The sequence below is a fragment of the Pseudoduganella aquatica genome, from assembly GCF_009857595.1.
GTDB classification, from domain to species: Bacteria; Pseudomonadota; Gammaproteobacteria; order Burkholderiales; family Burkholderiaceae_D; genus Rugamonas; species Rugamonas aquatica_A.
On record NZ_WWCU01000011.1, the window covers coordinates 144571 to 163422 of the forward strand.

Consider the following 18852-nt stretch of genomic DNA (forward strand, 5'->3'; position numbering starts at 1 on the left):
TCCATGACTTCTAAGCACAAGAACAAGACTTTCGCCACCCTGCTGGCCTTCCTGCTGGGCGGCCTGGGCGCCCACCGCTTCTACCTGCGTGGCGTAAACGATACATGGGGCTGGGTGCATGCGTGCAGCCTGCCCGCCGTCGGCCTGGTGATGGCGGCCGCGCCGCAAGCGGACATTTACTACAAGCTGCTGCCGCTGTTTTTGTCCATGCTGGCGGGCTTCCTGCAAGCGCTGGTGCTGGGCCTGATGTCCGACGAGAAGTGGGACGCCACCTTCAACGCCGGCTCCGGCCGCAGCTCGGAGACGCGCTGGCCGCTGGCCGTGATCCTGGTGGCCACCATGCTGGTCGGCTGCGGCAGCCTCATCGCCACGATATCCCGGCTGTTTGACTTGCTGTACACTGGTGGCGCCTACGGCTGACCCAGCCTTCACCGCTTTCGCCACATGACGTTTCGCCTTACCGCCCTGCTGTGCGCCGCACTTTGCGCCGCCGCCCCGGCCCTCGCCGCCGACCGCCTGAACTGGGGCTGGTTCAATGCCGCCCCTTATATGATCGCCGAGGGCCCCGACAAGGGCCAGGGCATCTTCGACCAGATCCGCGTGCTGCTCAAGGAGGAAATGCCCGGCTACGAGCACAAGGACGTGCAGGCGCCCTTCCCGCGCATCTTCCAGGAGATCAAGAACGGCAATCCCTGGTGCTTTATCGGCGGCGTGAAAAACCCCGAGCGCGAGGCGCTGGCGTATTTCTCCGCCCCGGTGGCGGTGTTCTTGCCGTTTAAGGTGGTGGTGCGGCGCGACCGCCTGGCCGAGTTCGCCGGTCCGGCCGGCGCCAGCATCTCGCTGGCCGAGCTGATGGCGCGCGACGGCGTGCGCACCAGCTATCTGCGCGGACGCTCCTTCTCGCCGCAGATCAACGCGCTGCTGGAGCAGCAGGCCAACCGCCAGTACCACTCCGAGTTCAACGAGGCGCTGCAGATGCTGCTGGCGCGGCGCCTGGACTACCTGCTCGAACTGCCCATTATCAGCACCTATTCGGCGCGCCAGCTGGGCCGCGACGGCGAGCTGGCCGCCATTCCCATCCGCGAGCATGGCGAACCGACCGTGAACCGCGTGATGTGCCCGCGCACCGAATGGGGCAAGCAGGTGGTGGCCAAGGTCAACGCGGTGCTGCACGCGCAGCGCAACACGGCACGCTACCGCGCCATCGTGGAGCGCTGGTCCGACGAGGAGTCGGTGCGCATCATCCGCGCCATCTACCCCACCCAGGTCCTGAAATCCGAATGAAAAGCAACCTGGCGGCGCGCCTGCTGCGCATTATCTTCGGCTGCTACTTCATCGTCACGCTGGTGGTCACCTGCGCGCAGCTGGCCGCCGAATACCGCCACACGCAGCAGCGCCTGTCCGAGGAGATCGGCGCCATGAAGCACACCTTCGGCCCCGGCATCACCGGCGCGCTGTGGCGCTTCAACGGCGAGGTGCTGGCCAGCATCGTCACCGGCGTGAAGGCGCTGCCCATCGTCATCGGCGTCAAGGTCGAGGACGAGCAAGGCAAGCTGATGCGCGCCATCGGCACCGTGGACGACGCGCAGGGCCGCCGCATGGAAGCCGGGCCGAACGGCGAGCTGGTGCCGGCCGCCGCGCCGGCGCTGCTGTTCGATCATATCTTCAGCCACAGCTTCCCCGCCGTCTACGTCGACGAGGCCGGCGAACGCCACCAGGTCGGACGCTGGACCATCTACTCCAGCCAGCAGGTGGTGGTGCGCCAGGTGGCCTACGGCTTCTTCCTGATCCTGGTGAACTCCGTCATCAAGACGCTGGCGCTGTGGTTCATCTTCCTCTACGTGATCAAGCGCACGCTGGGCCAGCCGCTGCGCCAGATGAGCGAGTTTGTCGGCCAGCTCAATATCGACAACATCGGCAACCGCCACTTTGTGCTCAAGGACAAGGGCGAGCACGAGCTGCACCAGCTGACCGACAAGCTGAACCAGATGGCCGACACCCTGCGCAAGTCCGTGGCCGAGAACGCCGCGCTGTATGCCGAACTCAAGCAAATGAACCACACGCTGGAATCGCAGGTGGCCGAGCGCACCCGCGAGTTGCAGCGCGTGGCCAGCACCGACATGCTGACCGGCCTGCACAACCGGCGCAAGCTGGACGAGGTGCTGGACCACGAGGTGGAGCGCGTGCAGCGCTACGGCGGCGGCCTGGCCGTGATCCTGCTCGACATCGACCACTTCAAGCAGACCAACGACAACTACGGCCATCCGGCCGGCGACCGCGTGCTGGCGGCGGTGGCCGCCATCCTGCGCACCGGCGCGCGCAGCATCGACAGCGTGGGCCGCTGGGGCGGCGAGGAATTCATGGTGATCTGCCCGCAAACCGAGCTGGACGGCGCACGCGCGCTGGCCGACATGCTGCGGCTGCGCATAGGGGCGGCCGACTTCCCCGAGGTGGGCCGCAAGACCTGCTCCTTCGGCGTGGCCGCGCTGGGTCCGGACGAAACGCCGTCCTCGCTGGTGGCGCGCGCCGACGCGGCGCTGTACCGGGCCAAGCAGGCCGGCCGCAATGCGGTCGCGCACGATACGGTCGCATAATTGCTGTAAAGCTATTCTCAACGGTTATACTGGAGAAATAAACCAGTCACCGGAGAATGAAATGAATGTACGCGCCCTCACCCTGTCCTTGATGCTGGCCGGCATGGCAACCGCCGTGTCCGCCCAGCCCTACACCAAGGCGCAATACGCGGCCGACACCAAGCAGGCCGCCACCCGCTACGCTGAAGACAAAAAGCTGTGCGCCGAAGAAAGCAGCTCGAGCGCGCGCATGCAGTGCCAGCGCGACGCCAAGACCGAATACGACAAAGCGCTGGCGGCCGCCAAGGCCGACCTGAAGAACGCCGGCGCCAAGCCGGCCGCCTGCAATGACTGCGGCCGCGTGGTGGCGGTCAATGTGGTGGAGAAAAAAGGCGAAGGCAGCGCGGTCGGCGTGATCGCCGGCGGCGTGGCGGGCGCCCTGCTGGGCAACCAGGTGGGCGGCGGCAGCGGCCGCAAGCTGGCCACCATCGCCGGCGCGGCCGGCGGCGCCTACGCCGGCAACAAGGTGGAAGAACACGTCAAGACCACCAAGGCCTGGAACGTGAAAGTCCAGTACGACAACGGCACCCAGGGCGAGTTCAGCTTCGACAAGGATCCGGGCTACGCCAACGGCGATCTGGTGCGCAGCGCCAACGGCACCATCGTGCGCCGCTAAGCAAGCACCAGCGCCGCGCCTGGCTAGGCGCGGCGCGACAGCAGCAAACCGAGGCCGGCGCTGGCCAGCAGGCCGGCGCAGCCCCGGTTGAAGATGCGCTTGCCGCGCGGCTGCGCGAACCAGCGCCGCAAGTGCACACCCATCCACGCATAGGCGGCAATCGCCGCCATCTCCAATACCAGGAACAAAGCGCCCAGCACGGCGAACTGCGCCGCCATGGGCCGGGCCGGGTTGACGAACTGCGGCAGGAAGGCCGTGAAAATCAGGATGGCTTTCGGATTGCCCGCCGCGACCAGGAACTCCTGCCGCGCCAGCTGCATCAGTCCCACGGAAGGCGCGGCCGATTCCGCCTGTTCGCCCGGCGCCGCGCGCCACAGCTGGAAGGCCAGGTAGAACAGATACGCCGCCCCCACCGTCTTGATGCCGTAAAACAGCAGCTCCGACGTATGCAGCACCGCCGCCAGCCCGGCCGACGCCAGCGCAATCATGCCGCCGAAGGCCAGCAAGCGCCCCGCCCCGGCGGCGCAGGCGCGCCGGAAGCCATAACGCGTGGCATTGCTGATGGAGAGAAGATTATTCGGCCCCGGCGCCATATTCAGAGCGAAGCAGGCAGGCACAAACAGGGCAAGCGTGGACAGTTCCATGGGACCGCTCCAGAAAGTCGATCCCCATTCTACATCGTAGGGCGGGTTAGCAGGCTTTGCCTGCGTAACCCGCCAATACACGCGTTTCGACGGCGCCGGCGGGTTACGGCCCTGCCTAACCCGCCCTACGCCAGGGCTGGGATTGGCTTAGAACTGGTCTTCGCTCAGCGCCAGCACGCCGGCGCTGCCATCGATGATGGCGGTGCGCATGCCCGACGATTGCGCCAGGAAGTGGTCGGCGAAGAAGCGCGCGGTGACGATCTTGGCCTGGTAGAAGCTGGCGTCGCTGCTGCCGGCGTCCAGCTTCTGCTGCGAGATCACGGCGGCGCGCGCCATCTGCCAGCCGCCCAGCACGATGCCGGCCAGCTTCAGGTAGGTCACGCTGCCCGCGAACACGGCCTTGATGTCGGTCTTCATATTGCCCGCCACGTAGTCGACCACCGCTTCCAGGTCGGCCGCGCCTTGCGCCAGGTGCTTGCGGATCGCGGCGAAGTCCGCGCCGTCCAGCTTGGCCAGTTCCGCTTCCGTGGCGCGCACTTGCGCGATCAGGCCCTTGGCGACTTTGCCGCCGTCGCGCACGGTCTTGCGGCCCACCAGGTCGTTGGCCTGGATGGCGGTCGTCCCTTCGTAGATGGTCAGGATCTTGGCGTCGCGGTAGTGCTGCGCCGCGCCGGTTTCTTCGATGAAGCCCATGCCGCCATGCACCTGCACGCCGTCGCGCGCCACGTCCTGCGACAGCTCGGTCGACCAGCCTTTGATAATCGGCACCAGGTATTCATACACGGCCTGGTTCTCGGCGCGGGTGGCCGCGTCCGCGTGGTGGTGGGCCGCGTCGTACAGCGAGGCGCCGACGTAGGCCAGCGCGCGCGCCGCTTCTGTCTGCGAACGCATATTCATCAGCAAACGGCGCACGTCCGGATGGTGGATGATGGAGACCGGACCGGCGGAACCGGCCAGGTCGCGCGACTGTACGCGGTCCTTGGCGAAGGCCACCGCCTGCTGGTAGGCGTTCTCGGACAGGCCTATGCCCTGCATGCCCACGCCGAAGCGGGCCGCGTTCATCATGATGAACATGTATTCCAGGCCGCGGTTCTCTTCGCCCACCAGCGTGCCGATGGCGCCGCCGTTGTCGCCGAACTGCAGCACGGCGGTGGGGCTGGCCTTGATGCCCAGCTTGTGTTCGATCGACACGCAATGCGCGTCGTTGCGCGCGCCCAGCGAGCCGTCCGCGTTGACCATGAACTTGGGCACGATGAACAGCGAGATGCCCTTCACCCCTTCCGGCGCATTCGGCGTGCGCGCCAGCACCAGGTGGATGATGTTCTCGGCCATGTCGTGCTCGCCGTAGGTGATGAAGATCTTGGTGCCGAAGATCTTGTAGGTGCCGTCGTCCTGCGGCACGGCGCGGCTGCGCACGGCGGCCAGGTCGGAGCCGGCTTGCGGCTCGGTCAGGTTCATGGTGCCGGTCCACTTGCCGGTCACCAGCGGCTCCAGATAGGTCGCCTTCATCTCGTCACTGCCTGCGGTCAGCAGCGCTTCGATGGCGCCGTCCGACAGCAGCGCCACCAGCGCGAACGCCAGGTTGGCGCCGTGCAGCATCTCCACGCATGGCGTGCCGACCAGCTTGGGCAGGCCCTGGCCGCCGAAGTCGGCCGGATGCTGCAGGCCTTGCCAGCCAGCTTCGGCGAACTGCTTGAACGCTTCCTTGAAACCCTTGGAGGTGAAGACGTTGCCGTCCTTCCAGTAGCTCGGCTCCTTGTCGCCGGCGTGGTTCAGCGGCGCGATTTCGCCCGCGACGAATTTCGCGCTTTCTTCCAGCACGGCTTCCGCCGTTTCCGGGCTCGCGTCCTCGCAGCCAGGCAGCTGGCTCACGCCTTGCAGGTTGGCCAGTTCGTTCATCACGAACAGCATGTCTTTCAGGGGGGCTTGATAGCTCATCTTCTTCTCTCCAAGAAAAAGGCCACGCGGCGGCGCAGTGCCTTGCCAGCGTGGCCTCGGTACTTCCGCTTTGATTAACCCAGTTCTTTGACCAGTTCAGGCACGATGTCGAACAGATCGCCCACGATGCCGTAGTCGGCCACGGAGAAGATCGGCGCTTCTGGATCCTTGTTGATGGCGACGATGGTCTTCGAGTCCTTCATGCCGGCCAGGTGCTGGATCGCGCCGGAGATGCCGACGGCGATGTACAGCGACGGCGCCACGATCTTGCCGGTCTGGCCCACTTGCCAGTCGTTCGGCACGAAGCCCGCGTCCACGGCGGCGCGCGATGCGCCCATGGCTGCGCCCAGCTTGTCGGCCAGCGGCTCCAGCACTTTGAACGCTTCGCCCGAACCCATGCCACGGCCACCGGATACGATGATCTTGGCGGCGGTCAGCTCGGGACGGTCGGACTTGGCCAGCTCGCGGCCGACGAAGGACGACTTGCCCGAATCGCCAACAGCGGCGATGGTTTCGGTGGCGGCCGAACCGCCGGTGGCGGCAGCCGAGTCGAAACCGGTGGTGCGCACGGTGATGACTTTGACCTTGTCCGACGACTGCACGGTGGCGATCGCGTTGCCGGCGTAGATAGGACGCTCGAAGGTGTCCGGCGAGTCGACCTTGGTGATTTCCGAGATCTGGGCCACGTCCAGCTTGGCGGCCACGCGCGGCAGAATGTTCTTGCCGTAGGCGGTGGCTGGCGCCAGGATGTGCGAGTAAGCACCCGCAACCGCCAGCACCTGCTCGGCCACGTTCTCGGCCAGGCCATCGGCGAAGTGGGCGGCGTCGGCCAGCAGCACTTTGGACACGCCGGCGATCTGCGCGGCTTGCGCTGCGGCGGCGGCGGCGTTGGAACCGGCCACCAGCACGTGCACGTCGCCGCCGCACTGGGCAGCTGCGGTGATGGTGTGGTGGGTGCTGCCCTTCAGGCTGGCGTTGTCGTGTTCAGCAATAACTAATGCGACCATGTTGAATATCCTTTAGATGACTTTGGCTTCGGTGCGCAGTTTTGCGACCAGGGTTGCAACGTCCGGCACTTTGATGCCGGCGGAGCGCTTGGCTGGCTCGGCAACTTTCAGGGTTTTCAGGCGCGGGGCCACGTCGACGCCCAGGTCTTCCGGCTTGACCACGTCCAGCGGCTTCTTCTTGGCCTTCATGATGTTGGGCAGCGTGACATAGCGCGGCTCGTTCAGGCGCAGGTCGGTGGTGATGATGGCCGGCAGCGTCAGCGCCAAGGTTTCCAGGCCGCCGTCCACTTCGCGGGTCACGGTGGCTTTGCCGTCTTCCAGCACCACTTTCGAGGCGAAGGTCGCTTGCGGCCAGCCCAGCAGGGCTGCCAGCATCTGGCCGGTCTGGTTGGAGTCGTCGTCGATGGCTTGCTTGCCCAGGATGACCAGCTGCGGCTGTTCCTTGTCGACCAGCGCTTTCAGCAGCTTGGCCACGGCCAGCGGTTCCAGTTCGGTCGTGGTCTCCACCAGGATGCCACGGTCCGCGCCGATCGCCATGCCGGTGCGCAGGGTTTCCTGGCACTGGGTCACGCCGCAGGACACTGCCACCACTTCGGTGACCTTGCCGGCTTCTTTCAGGCGGGTCGCTTCTTCCAGTGCGATCTCGTCGAACGGGTTCATCGACATTTTGACGTTGGCGATGTCCACGCCAGTGCCGTCGGATTTGACGCGCACCTTGACGTTGTAGTCGACCACGCGTTTGACGGGTACCAAGACTTTCATAGCTCTGCCTTTGGGAAAATTAATAAAGTGTGAACTGATATGTGGGCTAGATTATATGAGAAATTCAATCATCAGGCTGAATTAAAGCACGATCGTGCGTTTTTTTGCTAGTAGAAATCGTCTAATTACAACCTTGCGCATCACATCGTGGAGTGCCTGCCGACAAGGGAGCCAGCCCGGCTCCCTGCTGAGAAAGAACTGCTAGCTTACTTGCGTTGCATCAAAAATACAAATTCCGTACCGTGCTGTGCGTGCGACAGCAGCGCGTTGCCGGTTTGCTTGGCGAACGCCTGGAAGTCGCGCACGGAACCGGGGTCGGTCGCCATGATGCGCAGCACTTCGCCACTCTGCAGTTCGGCCAGGGCCTTTTTAGCCTTCAGAATCGGCAACGGGCAGTTCAAGCCCCGTGCATCGAGTTCTTTTTGAAATTCCATGATTTCGGTATCAACTAGGGTGTCGCTCATCAAAATCCCGCAAATTGGTTGACCAGTTCTGCACAGTCTACTCCAATTCGGCGATTGTGACGCGGTGCACCAAAATAGTTCCTCTCTCGTTGCAAGTTCACAACGAGAGCAGTCATTAAATTAACAGTCCGCGCTTGCGCGCGGACTGCACTCTTGCTTGCTTTTCGCTCTTAAGCGCGCTGTTCCACCCATGCGGCAACGCCAGCCAGGGCGCCCGGCAGGGCTGCAGCATCGGTGCCGCCGGCTTGCGCCATATCGGGGCGTCCGCCACCTTTTCCGCCCACTTGCTGTGCAACAAAGTTCACAAGTTCGCCCGCCTTGACCTTGGAAGTGGCATCCGCAGTCACGCCGGCGATCAGGGAAACCTTGCCGTCGGCAACGCTGGCCAGCACGATGGCGGCGGTTTTCAGCTTGTCCTTCAGCTTGTCCATGGTCTCGCGCAGGGTGGCCACGTCGGCGCCTTCCAGCGTTGCCGCCAGCACCTTGATGCCCTTGATTTCCACGGCCTGCGTGGCCAGCTCGTCGCCCTGGCCGGAAGCCAGCTTCGATTTCAGCGCGGCCAGTTCCTTCTCCAGCGCCTTCACGTGATCCTGCACGGCGGCGATCTTCACGGTCAGCTCGTCCGGATTGGCCTTCAGCACGGCAGCGGCTTCGCCCAGCTTGCGGGTCAGGCCCTGCACCAGCGCCAGCGCGCCCTCGCCGGTCACCGCTTCCACGCGGCGGATGCCGGCTGCAACGCCGCCTTCCGACACGATCTTGAACAGGCCGATGTCGCCGGTGCGCTGCACGTGCACGCCGCCGCACAGCTCTTTCGAGGAGCCGATGTCCATCACGCGCACTTCGTCGCCGTACTTCTCGCCGAACAGCGCCATGGCGCCGTGCTTGACCGCGTCGTCAAACGACATATTGTGCGACTGGGTGGCCGCGTTCGCCAGGATCTCGGCATTCACGATGGCTTCCACCCTGGCGATTTCCTCGGCCGTCAGCGCAGCGTTGTGGCTGAAGTCGAAACGGGCTTTGTCCGGATCAACCAGCGAGCCCTTCTGCGACACGTGCGAACCCAGCACTTCGCGCAGGGCTTTGTGCATCAGGTGGGTGGCGGAGTGGTTGCGGATGGTGCGGCCGCGGCTGGCGGTGTCCACCTTGGCCGAGACGGCGTCGCCCACTTTCAGCGTGCCCTTGGACAGCACGCCGTGCTGGCCGAACACGTCCGCCTGGATCTTCAGCGTGTCTTCCACGTCGAACTGCGCGCCCGCGGTGGCGATCACGCCCTGGTCGCCCACCTGGCCGCCCGATTCAGCGTAGAAGGGCGTGGTGTCCAGCACCACGATGCCCTGCTCGCCCGCTTTCAGTTCCTGCACCGGCGCGCCGTTGGCGTACAGGGCGATCACTTTGGCGTCCTGCGCCAGCAGGTCGTAGCCGACGAACTTGGTCTTCTCGCCGCTGTATTCCACGTTGGCGGCCATCTTGAACTTGCCGGCGGCGCGCGCGGTCTTCTTCTGCTGCTCCATGGCGGCGTGGAAACCGGCCTCGTCCAGCGTCACTTCGCGTTCGCGGCAGATGTCGGCGGTCAGGTCCAGCGGGAAGCCGTAGGTGTCGTACAGCGTGAAGGCGGTGGCGCCGTCCAGGTTTTTCGCGTCCTTGGCCAGCTGCGCTTCCAGGATCTTCATGCCGTGTTCCAGCGTTTCGCCGAAACGCTCTTCCTCGGCCTTGAGCACCTGGGCCACGCGGGCGGCGGCTTCGTTCAGCTCGGGATAGGCGGTGCCCATCTCGGTGTTCAGGTCGGCCACCAGCTTGTAGAAGAAGGGCTTGGTCTGGCCCAGCTTGTGGCCGTGGCGCAGCGCGCGGCGGATGATGCGGCGCAGCACATAGCCGTGGCCTTCCGAGCCGGGGATGATGCCGTCGACGATCAGGAAGGAGGCGGCGCGGATGTGGTCGGCGATCACGCGCAGCGACTTCGATTCCAGGTCGGTGGCGCCGGTTTCGCGCGCGGCGGCCTTGATCAGGTTCTGGAACAGGTCGATTTCATAGTTGCTGTGCACGTGCTGCAGCACGGCGGCCAGGCGCTCCATGCCCATGCCGGTGTCCACGCACGGCTTCGGCAGCTTGTTCATATTGCCCGCTTCGTCGCGGTTGAACTGCATGAACACCAGGTTCCAGATCTCGATGAAGCGGTCGCCGTCTTCTTCCGGCGAGCCTGGAGGGCCGCCCCAGATGTCGGCGCCGTGGTCGTAGAAGATCTCGGTGCACGGGCCGCATGGGCCGACGTCGGCCATCTGCCAGAAGTTGTCCGACGCGTAGCGCGAACCCTTGTTGTCGCCGATGCGGATGATGCGCTCTTTCGGCACGCCGATCTCGTTGGCCCAGATGTCGTAGGCTTCGTCGTCCTCGATGTAGACGGTGACGGTCAGCTTCTCGGCCGGCAGCATGTAGACCTTGGTCAGCAGCTCCCAGGCGTAGTTGATGGCGTCGCGCTTGAAGTAGTCGCCGAAGCTGAAGTTGCCCAGCATTTCGAAGAAGGTGTGGTGGCGCGCGGTGTAGCCGACGTTTTCCAGGTCGTTGTGCTTGCCGCCGGCGCGCACGCAGCGCTGCACGGTGGTGGCGCGCGAATACGGGCGGCTGTCCAGACCCAGGAACACGTCCTTGAATTGAACCATGCCGGAGTTGGTCAACAGCATGGTCGGGTCATTGCCTGGCACCAGCGGGCTGGAACGGACGATCGTGTGACCCTTGGACTCGAAGAATTTAAGGAACTTCTCGCGGATTTCAGATGATTTCATGTCGTATTGGTTAAGTTGCTGGCTGGTGCAAAGGGTTGATTATACGTGAAGTGGCGGCCGGAAAATCAGAGCACAGCGTCGGATCGCCCGCTTGAGCGAAGCGCCGGGCGTTGCCGCCTTGCGACAAAGGCAAGAAAGCGCCGGCGAGCCGCAGCCAAGGGCCAGCATAATCCTTATACTGAAACTGCACTTGGCGCCCCGCCATCCGTCCCATCACACTGTGAAAGGCTGTCATGCTCAACCATCTCTTGCTGCGGACCAAGTTGATATTGCTGCTGGTGCTGGCCATCCTGGGCGTGGCCCTGGTGGGGGCGGCGGGCCTGGCCGGGCTGCGCAGCGCCAGCGCCGGGTTCGCCGAGGTGGCCGACGTGCGCCTGCCCTCGCTGGTGGGCCTGTACCAGATGAAACTGGGCAACCGCGAAGTGCGCATCGGCGCGCTGACCGTGTTCCGCCTGCTGGAAGACCCCAAAAACGTGGGCAAGATCGCGGCCCAGGCCGACGTGATGCGGGCCGGCTTCGCCGAAGTGGCGGCCGGACGCAAGATTTACGATCCCCTGCCCCAGACCGCCGAGGAAGCCGTGCTGTACAAGGACTTCCTGGCGGCGTGGGAACTGCGCCAGAAAGGCGGCGAGCGCGTGATCGCGGCGGCCGAGCGGCTGGCGCGCGGCGGCGACGCGGCCGCCATGAAGCTGGCCACCGAGGACTTCACCCAGGCCACCGTCGACGTGGCGCCCCATGTGGCCTCGGTGCAGGCGGCGCTGGACAAAATCGTGGCGCTCAACGTCAAGGTGGCCGAAACCGCCAACGCCGAAGCGGGCGCGGCCATTGCCGCCTCCCAGCGCAATATGGCGATTATCTTCGGCGTGGCGGCGCTGCTGGTGGCGGCGATGGGCATCCTCATCCTGCGCAACACGCTGCGCCAGCTGGGCGGCGACCCGGCTTACGCGGCCGGCATCGTCAACCGGGTGGCGGACGGCGACCTGACGGTGCAGATCGAGACCAGTTCCGGCGACCACGACAGCCTCCTGTACAGCATGAAAAACATGGTCGAGCGCCTGGCCGACGTGGTGGGCCGCGTCAACAGCAGCGCCGACGCGCTGGCCAGCGCCTCCGAACAGGTGAGCGGCACGGCGCAGTCGCTGTCGCAGGCCGCCACCGAACAGGCCGCCAGTGTGGAGGAAACCAGCGCCTCGGTCGAGCAGATGACGGCCTCGGTGGCGCAGAACACGGAGAACGCCCGCGTCACCGACAGCATGGCCAGCCAGGCCGCCGCCGAGGCGGTGGAAGGCGGCGGCGCGGTGGGCGGCACGGTGGACGCCATGCGCCAGATCGCCCGGAAAATCGGCATCATCGACGACATCGCCTACCAGACCAATCTGCTGGCGCTGAACGCGGCCATCGAGGCGGCGCGCGCGGGCGAGCACGGCAAGGGCTTCGCCGTGGTGGCGGCCGAGGTGCGCAAGCTGGCCGAGCGCTCGCAGGTGGCGGCGCAGGAAATCGGCGAAGTGGCGGGCAGCAGCGTGGACCTGGCGGAACGGGCCGGCAAGCTGCTCAGCCAGATGGTCCCCAATATCCAGCGCACCTCCGGCCTGGTGCAGGAGATCAGCGCCGCGTCGGAAGAGCAGTCGACCGGGCTGGCGCAGATCAATTCGGCCATCAGCCAGCTCAGCCAGGCCACCCAGCAGAATGCAGCCGGCTCCGAGCAGTTGGCCGCCACCGCCGAGGAAATGAGCTCCCAGGCCGAAGACCTGCAGCGCACCATGGGATTCTTCAACACCGGCGCCGGCAAGGCCGCGCCGCGCCCGGCGCGCGCCGTCCGCAACACGGGGCGCCAGCCGGCCTCGGGCCGGCACAGCGGCGCGCCGCTGCAGGCGGCCGACTGGGAACCGGACCCGGCCAGCTTCGAGCGCTACTAGCCAGTCCTGGCGGGTTACGCGGCAGCGCCGCTAACCCGCCCTACACTGAGGACCAGGCGCTGGTGCATGTTGGCCCCCTCCGCAGCCGAGGACCAGGCACCGGGGCATGTAGGGCGGGTTAGCGCGTAGCGCGTAACCCGCCGCAGCCGGCAAAGCCCGGGCCGATCAGGTCGATGCGGTCGGTGCAGAAGCCGTCCACGCCCCAGGCCAGGATTTCCTGCGCGCGCTCGGGCGTGTTGACGGTGTAGCAGAACAGGCCGTAGCCGGCCGCCTTGACCGCCTGCGCCAGTTCCGGCGTCAGATGCTTCTGGTTGGTGTGGATGGCCACCGCCTCCAGCGCGGCCGCCTGCGCTTGCCAGCCGGCCGGCATGGTGTCGAACAGGCAGGCGCGCGGCACCTCCGGCGCGGCCTCGCGCGCGGCCGCCAGCGCCTCCATGCTGAAGGAGGACAGCAGCGGCACCGCCTTGGTGTCCCCGGCGCGCAGCTCCTCGCTGAAGCGGGCGCGCGTCTTCTGCGCCACCCAGCGCCCGGTGTCCGTTTCATGGCCAGGCACCGGCTTGATCTCGATATTCATCCAGATGCCCTGCGAGCGGCAGTAGTCGATGAACTCCGTGAACAGCGGCACCGTTTCGCCGGCGAACTGCGGCCCGAACCAGGCGCCCGCGTCCTTGCGCACCAGGTCCGAGGCCGGCGTGCGCGCCACATTGCCCTCGCCGGCCACGGTGCGGCCGAAATCCGGGTCGTGCATGATGACGCCGATGCCGTCCTTGGACAGCATCACGTCGAATTCGACCGCCTTGTAGCCGTAGGCCAGGCCGCAGCGCAACGCGGCTATCGTGTTCTCCGGCGCCAGCGTGCCGCCGCCCCGGTGCGCAAGTACTTTAGGATAGGGCCACATGGCGTCCTTTGTCAGAGCTCGGTTGATGTTGAAAACGCATGTCGCTTCTCTAGTATTCAAAACATACCACAAGACGTTAAGCTGGCGCTCTTGCTAAATCAACGAGGTGAAAGTGATGACTGTTGCCAAGGCCCTGGGCCACATCCGCGTACTGGACCTGAGCCGCGTGCTGGCCGGCCCGTGGTGCTCGCAGAACCTGGCCGACCTGGGCGCGGACGTGATCAAGATCGAGCGCCCCGGCAGCGGCGACGACACGCGCGCCTGGGGCCCGCCCTACGCGCGCGACGCGGACGGGCGCGACACCAGCGAAGCGGCCTACTACCTGGCCGCCAACCGGGGCAAGCGCTCCGTGACGGTGGACATCGCCAGCGCCGAGGGCCAGCAACTGATACGCGAACTGGCGGCGCAGTCGGACGTGGTGCTGGAGAACTACAAGGTGGGCCAGTTGAAGCGCTACGGCCTGGACTATGAATCGCTGAAGGCGGTCAAGCCGGACCTGGTGTACTGCTCCATCACCGGCTTCGGCCAGGACGGCCCGTATGCGCACCGCGCCGGCTACGACTTCCTGATCCAGGGCATGGGCGGGCTGATGTCGGTCACCGGCGAGCGCGACGACCTGCCCGGCGGCGGCCCGCAGAAAGCCGGCGTGGCGCTGGTGGACCTGATGACGGGCATGTACTCCACCATCGCCATCCAGGCCGCGCTGATGCACCGCGACCGCAGCGGCGAAGGCCAGTACATCGACATGGCGCTGCTGGACGTGCAGGTGGCCATGCTGGCCAATATGGGCAGCAACTACCTGAACAGCGGCAAGGCGCCCAAGCGCTGGGGCAATGCGCATCCGAATATCGTGCCCTACCAGACCTTCGCCTGCAGCGACGGCTACATCATCGTCGCCGCCGGCAACGACGGGCAGTACCAGAAGTTCGTGGAAGCGGGCGGACGCGCCGACCTGGCCACGCACGAGCGCTACGCCAGCAACCCGCTGCGCGTGCAGAACCGCGACGAGCTGGTGCCGATACTGGCCGAGATGGTGAAGGGCAAAACGCGCAGCGAATGGATAGAGCAGCTGGAAGCGGTGGGCGTGCCCTGCGGGCCGATCAACGACATCGGCGACGTCTACCAGAATCCGCAGGTGCAGGCGCGCGGCCTGGTGACGGAAACGCCGCATCCGTCGGCGGGCAAGGTCAAGCTGGTGCGCAGCCCGATGCGCTTGTCCGGCACGCCCACCGACGGCGGCAGCGCCCCGCCGCTGCTGGGCCAGCACACCGAAGAAGTCCTGCGCGAGCTGCTGGGCCGCAGCCCCGAAGACATCGGCGCGCTGAAAGGCAAAGGCGTGCTGTAACACATGGCGGGCTACGGGCTCCGCCCTAACCCGCCCTACGATACAACGATACAACGATACGCGATATCATACAAAACGTAGGGCGGGTTAGCACGCAGTGCGTAACCCGCCATGAGCCGCCGGCGGCCCCTCACCTCAAATCATGCTTCAACTCCGCCAGCTCGTCGTGCACGTGCTGGACCGCGCTGCGCATCTGCGCGGTCAGCGCCGGCATATTGCGGCACACGCGCTGCGCCCGCTCCCCCAATACATCCAGCTCATCCACCATCTTGCGCAAGCGCGTCACATCATAAGGCGCCACCACCTGCTGGGCCGCATCGGCCTGGCGGTCCAGCTTGTGGATGCAGTCGCGCAGCTCGCCCGGCAGATTGCGCTCGGCCGAGCAGGCTTGCGCCGCCTCCCCGATGGCGCGCCCCACCCGGTTGAATCGTTGCCGTATTTCATACTCTTGCAGCATGATCTCCTCCTTGCGGTGAGCAGGCACGGCGTGCCTGTCCGCTTTGGACAGCGATCTCAGCCCAAAGTTGCCGCAGCCAGCTTGAGCGGCCTCAAGCCGACCTGCCCAGCGAAGGTGTAAGCACTTGTTAAATTTATGACAAGCCGCCGCCAGCCGCGTTACATTTCGGAAATGACAATATTACCCCGCGACAAGTTCGGCCTGCTGCTGACCACGCTGCTGCACATGGCGCTGCTGGCCGCCCTGCTTGCGCGGCAGCACGCCGGCAGCCCGGCGCGCAGCGCAGACCGCAGCGCCATCGCGTGGATACTGCCTGCCGCGCCCAAGTCCAGTCAGGCCGTCGCCCCGGCCCAAGCCGCAGACCGCAGGCGGACCGCCATTACCGTGCCGCGCCAGCCGGTGCAGCCCAGCGTTCCCGCCAGCCGCGCGGCGGCGCAGGAGGCCGCAAGCGCAGACGCCGCAGCATCCGCGTTGCCGCCCGCATCCGCCACGGAAAATGAACCCCTTATCGGCGACCTGTCCGCCCAGCCCGCCGCGCCGCCCATGCCCGCAGCCGAACTGCTGCGCCTGACCTTGTACAACGCCGGCAAAGTGGACAATGAACTGCGCAAAGGCAAACTGGCGCCGCTGCTGCCAGCCAAGGACACCATACGAGGGAAGATCGACGCCGCCTTCGAAGCGGCGCACCAGGCCGTCAAACCCAAGTGGTACGAAGCGGCCAGAGTGAGCGAGATTTCCGCGCCCGGCTCGCGCACCCGCGTCTACAAAATCCGCACCGCGCTGGGCACCTACTGCATCTCCGTGGCGGACCCCGGCAGCTCCATGGGCGGAACCAGGGGCCCGCTCTACAGCAACTGCCCCTGAAGGTCAGACCGCCATCACGCCGCCGCCAGCTGCGCAGGCTCAACCGGTGCGGCCGGGGCCAGATTGCGCAGGCGCAGGGCGATCAGCAGGGCGCCCGCCAGCCCGCAGCCGAGCACGGCCACAACGCCGGTCCAGCCCGCAACGCCCCAGGCCACGCCGGCCAGCCAGCCGATCACGGCCGAGCCGATATAGTAGAAGAACAGGTACAGCGCCGACGCCAGCGCCGAGGCCGACTGCGCACGCCGCCCCACCCAGCTGCTAGTGACGGAATGCGAAGCGAAGAAGCAGAACGTGAACAGCGCCAGCCCGCCGAAGATGAGCACCAGGTTGCCGCTCAGCGTAAGCAGCATGCCGCCCAGCATGGCCATCAGCAGCCACCACAGCACGCGGCGGCGGCCCAGCTTGTCGGCCAGGCGGCCGGCCCAGACGGAGCTGAACATGCCCAGCAGGTAAAGGAAGGAAATCGCGCCCACCAGGCTCTGGCTCAGGTCAAACGGCGCGCCCAGCAGGCGGAAACCGATAAAGTTGTAGGCGCTGACCATGCAGCCCATCAGCAAAAAGCCCATGCCGAACAGCCAGGGCATGCCGTCGTCGGTGAACTGGCGGCGCAGGCCGTTGCCCAGCTCGCGCAAGCCGCCCTGCGCAGGACGGAAATTGCGCGAACGCGGCAGGCTGCGGTAGAACTCGGCCGCCGCCAGCAGCCCGGCCACGCCCATGGCCGCCATGGCCGCGCGCCAGGAGAAGAAGTCGCTCATGACGGACACCAGGATGCGCCCGGCCATGCCGCCGAAAGCATTGCCGCCGATGAGCAAGCCCATCGACAAACCCAGCGAGCCCGGTTCCACTTCCTCGCTCAGATAGCTCATGGCCACGGCCGGCATGCCGCCCAGCGCAAAGCCCAGCAATGCGCGCATGACCAGGAACTGGCCATAGTTCTGCGCCACCGCGCACAGCACCGTCATCACGGCGGCGATGGTGAGCGCCGCGCCCATCAGCGGCTTGCGGCCGATGCGGTCGGACAACAGGCTGGACAGCAGCAGCGACACCGCCAGCGCCGCCGTCGAGACCGACAGCGCCAGGCTGCTCTGCGCCGCCGTCAGCGCGAATTCCCGGCCCAGCAGCGGCATCAGCGGCTGCACGCTGTACAGCAAGGCGAAACAGGAAAAACCGCTGAAAAACAATGCGCGGTTGGTGCGTTTGAATTGCGGCGACCCTGCGGTGATGCCCATGATGACGGCCCGGCTGATGAATGATGGCTTCATCTTAGGATTGCGCTGTATTACTGTCCAATATATATTTAAGTCGTTAGTAATACTTTAAAGCGATAACAATGGAACTGCGCCACCTGCGTTACTTCATCGCCGTAGCCGAAGAATTAAGTTTTACACGCGCGGCCGAACGGCTGCACATCGGCCAGCCGCCGCTGAGCCAGCAGATCCAGGCGCTGGAGGCGGAAGTGGGCGCGCAGCTGCTCGAGCGCAGCAAGCGCTGGGTGCGGCTGACTGCCGCCGGGAAGCTATTCCTGGAAGACGCGCGCCGCGTGCTGGCGCTGTCCGAGCAGGCCAAGCTGACGGCGCGGCGGGCGCAGCGCGGCGAGGCGGGCGAATTGCGCATCGGCTTCACCTTCTCCACGCCGTTCACGCCGCTGTTCGCCACCGTCATCAACCGCTACCGCGCGCGCTACCCGGACGTGCTGCTGACCTTGCGCGAGCTGGCCACGCTGCCGCAGATCGCCATGCTGGAAAACCGCGAGCTGGACCTGGGCTTCGTGCGCCCTCCCGAGACCGCCATTCCGGACGCGGTGCGGCTGACGGTGCTGCGGCATGATCCGCTGATCGCCGTGCTGCCGGTGGGCTCGCCGCTGGCGCAAAAGGAGCAGGTGGAGATCCGCGACCTGCAGGGCCAGCCCTTCATCATGTATCCGAAGACGGCCGGCACCGGCATTTATCCGCAGATTTTCCGGCTGTGCAAGGAGGCGGGCTTTGCGCCGGACGTGGTGATGGAGGCGGGCGAAGCGTCCACCATGATCGGGCTGGTGGCGGCCGGCTGCGGCATCACCGTGCTGCCGGGCTCCTTCGACAGCATCCACATGGAAGGCGCCTGCTACCGGCCGCTGGCCGATCCCAGCGCCAACACCGTGCTGTCGCTGGCGCAGCGCAAGGACGCGCACGGCGCGCTGGTGGAAGGCTTTATCGCACTGGCGCGCGAAGCGGCCGGCGGTTTGTAAGCATTTGTTAATATGGAAAGATTTAACCGCCATCTCGGCTACATTGCCTGAATGACACATCAACGGCGCACGCCCACCGCATTCCTGCTGACCGCTGCGCTGCATCTGGCGCTGCTGTTTGCCTTGCTGTCGCCGCAGCACCGGCCGGCCCGGCCGCAGCGGGACGGGGACGCCATCCAGTGGCTGCTGCCAGCGCCGGCGCAGCAGAGCCGGCAGGCCAGCGCCGCGCCCGCTGTTCGCGCGCAGCGCCCTACCCCGCCGCCGCAGAGCGCAGCGCGCAAGGCAAAGCCGGACCCGGACC

At 66.1% G+C, this 18852-nt stretch carries 18 protein-coding genes; 9 read left to right on the forward strand and 9 right to left on the reverse strand.

Annotated elements, in window-relative coordinates; genetic code table 11:
• Positions 1-3 precede the first annotated feature (3 nt).
• The 4 genes from GTP77_RS12385 to GTP77_RS12400 all read left to right on the forward strand — a co-directional run bounded on the left by GTP77_RS12385 (position 4) and on the right by GTP77_RS12400 (position 3249).
• On the forward strand, positions 4-420 hold the full coding sequence (locus GTP77_RS12385) for an NINE protein (RefSeq protein ID WP_161072465.1): 417 nt from the start codon (positions 4-6) through the stop codon (positions 418-420).
• Between the two features lie 24 nt (positions 421-444).
• Complete coding sequence (locus GTP77_RS12390; RefSeq protein WP_161072466.1) at positions 445-1284, forward strand: TIGR02285 family protein; 840 nt, start codon at positions 445-447, stop codon at positions 1282-1284.
• Positions 1281-2594 (forward strand): GGDEF domain-containing protein, encoded by a 1314-nt coding sequence (locus GTP77_RS12395; RefSeq protein WP_161072467.1) that lies wholly within the window; start codon positions 1281-1283, stop codon positions 2592-2594. The genes GTP77_RS12390 and GTP77_RS12395 overlap by 4 nt, the downstream gene beginning before the upstream one ends.
• 61 nt (positions 2595-2655) lie before the next feature.
• On the forward strand, positions 2656-3249 hold the full coding sequence (locus GTP77_RS12400) for an outer membrane lipoprotein (protein ID WP_161072468.1): 594 nt from the start codon (positions 2656-2658) through the stop codon (positions 3247-3249).
• A gap of 23 nt (positions 3250-3272) precedes the next feature.
• Here GTP77_RS12400 and GTP77_RS12405 read toward each other — a convergent pair whose 3' ends face one another.
• From GTP77_RS12405 to alaS, 6 genes are all read right to left on the reverse strand, one after another.
• The gene (locus GTP77_RS12405; RefSeq protein WP_161072469.1) at positions 3273-3893 is read right to left on the reverse strand and encodes a LysE family translocator; all 621 of its coding nucleotides are present in this window, start codon (positions 3891-3893) and stop codon (positions 3273-3275) included.
• Between the two features lie 147 nt (positions 3894-4040).
• A complete protein-coding gene (locus GTP77_RS12410; RefSeq protein ID WP_161072470.1) occupies positions 4041-5831 on the reverse strand; it encodes an acyl-CoA dehydrogenase in 1791 nt (596 codons plus the stop codon).
• 74 nt (positions 5832-5905) lie between these two features.
• Positions 5906-6838: an electron transfer flavoprotein subunit alpha/FixB family protein gene (locus GTP77_RS12415; RefSeq protein ID WP_161072471.1), complete on the reverse strand. Its 933-nt coding sequence runs from the start codon at positions 6836-6838 to the stop codon at positions 5906-5908.
• A gap of 12 nt (positions 6839-6850) precedes the next feature.
• Positions 6851-7600, reverse strand: a complete 750-nt coding sequence (locus tag GTP77_RS12420; RefSeq protein WP_161072472.1) for an electron transfer flavoprotein subunit beta/FixA family protein — start codon at positions 7598-7600, stop codon at positions 6851-6853.
• A gap of 206 nt (positions 7601-7806) precedes the next feature.
• The gene (locus tag GTP77_RS12425; protein WP_161072488.1) at positions 7807-8034 is read right to left on the reverse strand and encodes a sulfurtransferase TusA family protein; all 228 of its coding nucleotides are present in this window, start codon (positions 8032-8034) and stop codon (positions 7807-7809) included.
• A 200-nt stretch (positions 8035-8234) separates the two neighbouring features.
• Positions 8235-10844, reverse strand: a complete 2610-nt coding sequence (gene alaS / locus GTP77_RS12430) for an alanine--tRNA ligase (protein ID WP_161072473.1) — start codon at positions 10842-10844, stop codon at positions 8235-8237.
• 233 nt (positions 10845-11077) lie between these two features.
• Here alaS and GTP77_RS12435 point away from each other — a divergent pair, with 233 nt between their 5' ends.
• A complete protein-coding gene (locus GTP77_RS12435) occupies positions 11078-12760 on the forward strand; it encodes a methyl-accepting chemotaxis protein (RefSeq protein WP_161072474.1) in 1683 nt (560 codons plus the stop codon).
• A 118-nt stretch (positions 12761-12878) separates the two neighbouring features.
• On the opposite strand, the gene ugpQ is transcribed toward GTP77_RS12435, so the two are convergent.
• The gene (ugpQ, locus tag GTP77_RS12440; protein ID WP_161072475.1) at positions 12879-13658 is read right to left on the reverse strand and encodes a glycerophosphodiester phosphodiesterase; all 780 of its coding nucleotides are present in this window, start codon (positions 13656-13658) and stop codon (positions 12879-12881) included.
• 115 nt (positions 13659-13773) lie between these two features.
• Between ugpQ and GTP77_RS12445 the strand changes: the two genes are divergently transcribed.
• The gene (locus tag GTP77_RS12445; protein WP_161072476.1) at positions 13774-15003 is read left to right on the forward strand and encodes a CaiB/BaiF CoA transferase family protein; all 1230 of its coding nucleotides are present in this window, start codon (positions 13774-13776) and stop codon (positions 15001-15003) included.
• A gap of 130 nt (positions 15004-15133) precedes the next feature.
• Here GTP77_RS12445 and GTP77_RS12450 read toward each other — a convergent pair whose 3' ends face one another.
• Positions 15134-15460 (reverse strand): hypothetical protein, encoded by a 327-nt coding sequence (locus tag GTP77_RS12450; protein ID WP_161072477.1) that lies wholly within the window; start codon positions 15458-15460, stop codon positions 15134-15136.
• 171 nt (positions 15461-15631) lie between these two features.
• Between GTP77_RS12450 and GTP77_RS12455 the strand changes: the two genes are divergently transcribed.
• Positions 15632-16324 (forward strand): hypothetical protein, encoded by a 693-nt coding sequence (locus GTP77_RS12455; protein WP_161072478.1) that lies wholly within the window; start codon positions 15632-15634, stop codon positions 16322-16324.
• A 14-nt stretch (positions 16325-16338) separates the two neighbouring features.
• Here the strand turns inward: GTP77_RS12455 and GTP77_RS12460 are convergent, their stop codons facing one another.
• Positions 16339-17586: an MFS transporter gene (locus GTP77_RS12460; RefSeq protein WP_161072479.1), complete on the reverse strand. Its 1248-nt coding sequence runs from the start codon at positions 17584-17586 to the stop codon at positions 16339-16341.
• A 68-nt stretch (positions 17587-17654) separates the two neighbouring features.
• Here GTP77_RS12460 and GTP77_RS12465 point away from each other — a divergent pair, with 68 nt between their 5' ends.
• The gene (locus GTP77_RS12465; protein ID WP_161072480.1) at positions 17655-18551 is read left to right on the forward strand and encodes a LysR substrate-binding domain-containing protein; all 897 of its coding nucleotides are present in this window, start codon (positions 17655-17657) and stop codon (positions 18549-18551) included.
• 51 nt (positions 18552-18602) lie between these two features.
• Positions 18603-18852, forward strand: a 250-nt coding sequence (locus GTP77_RS12470; protein ID WP_371869352.1) for a hypothetical protein, incomplete at its 3' end; no start/stop codon positions are given.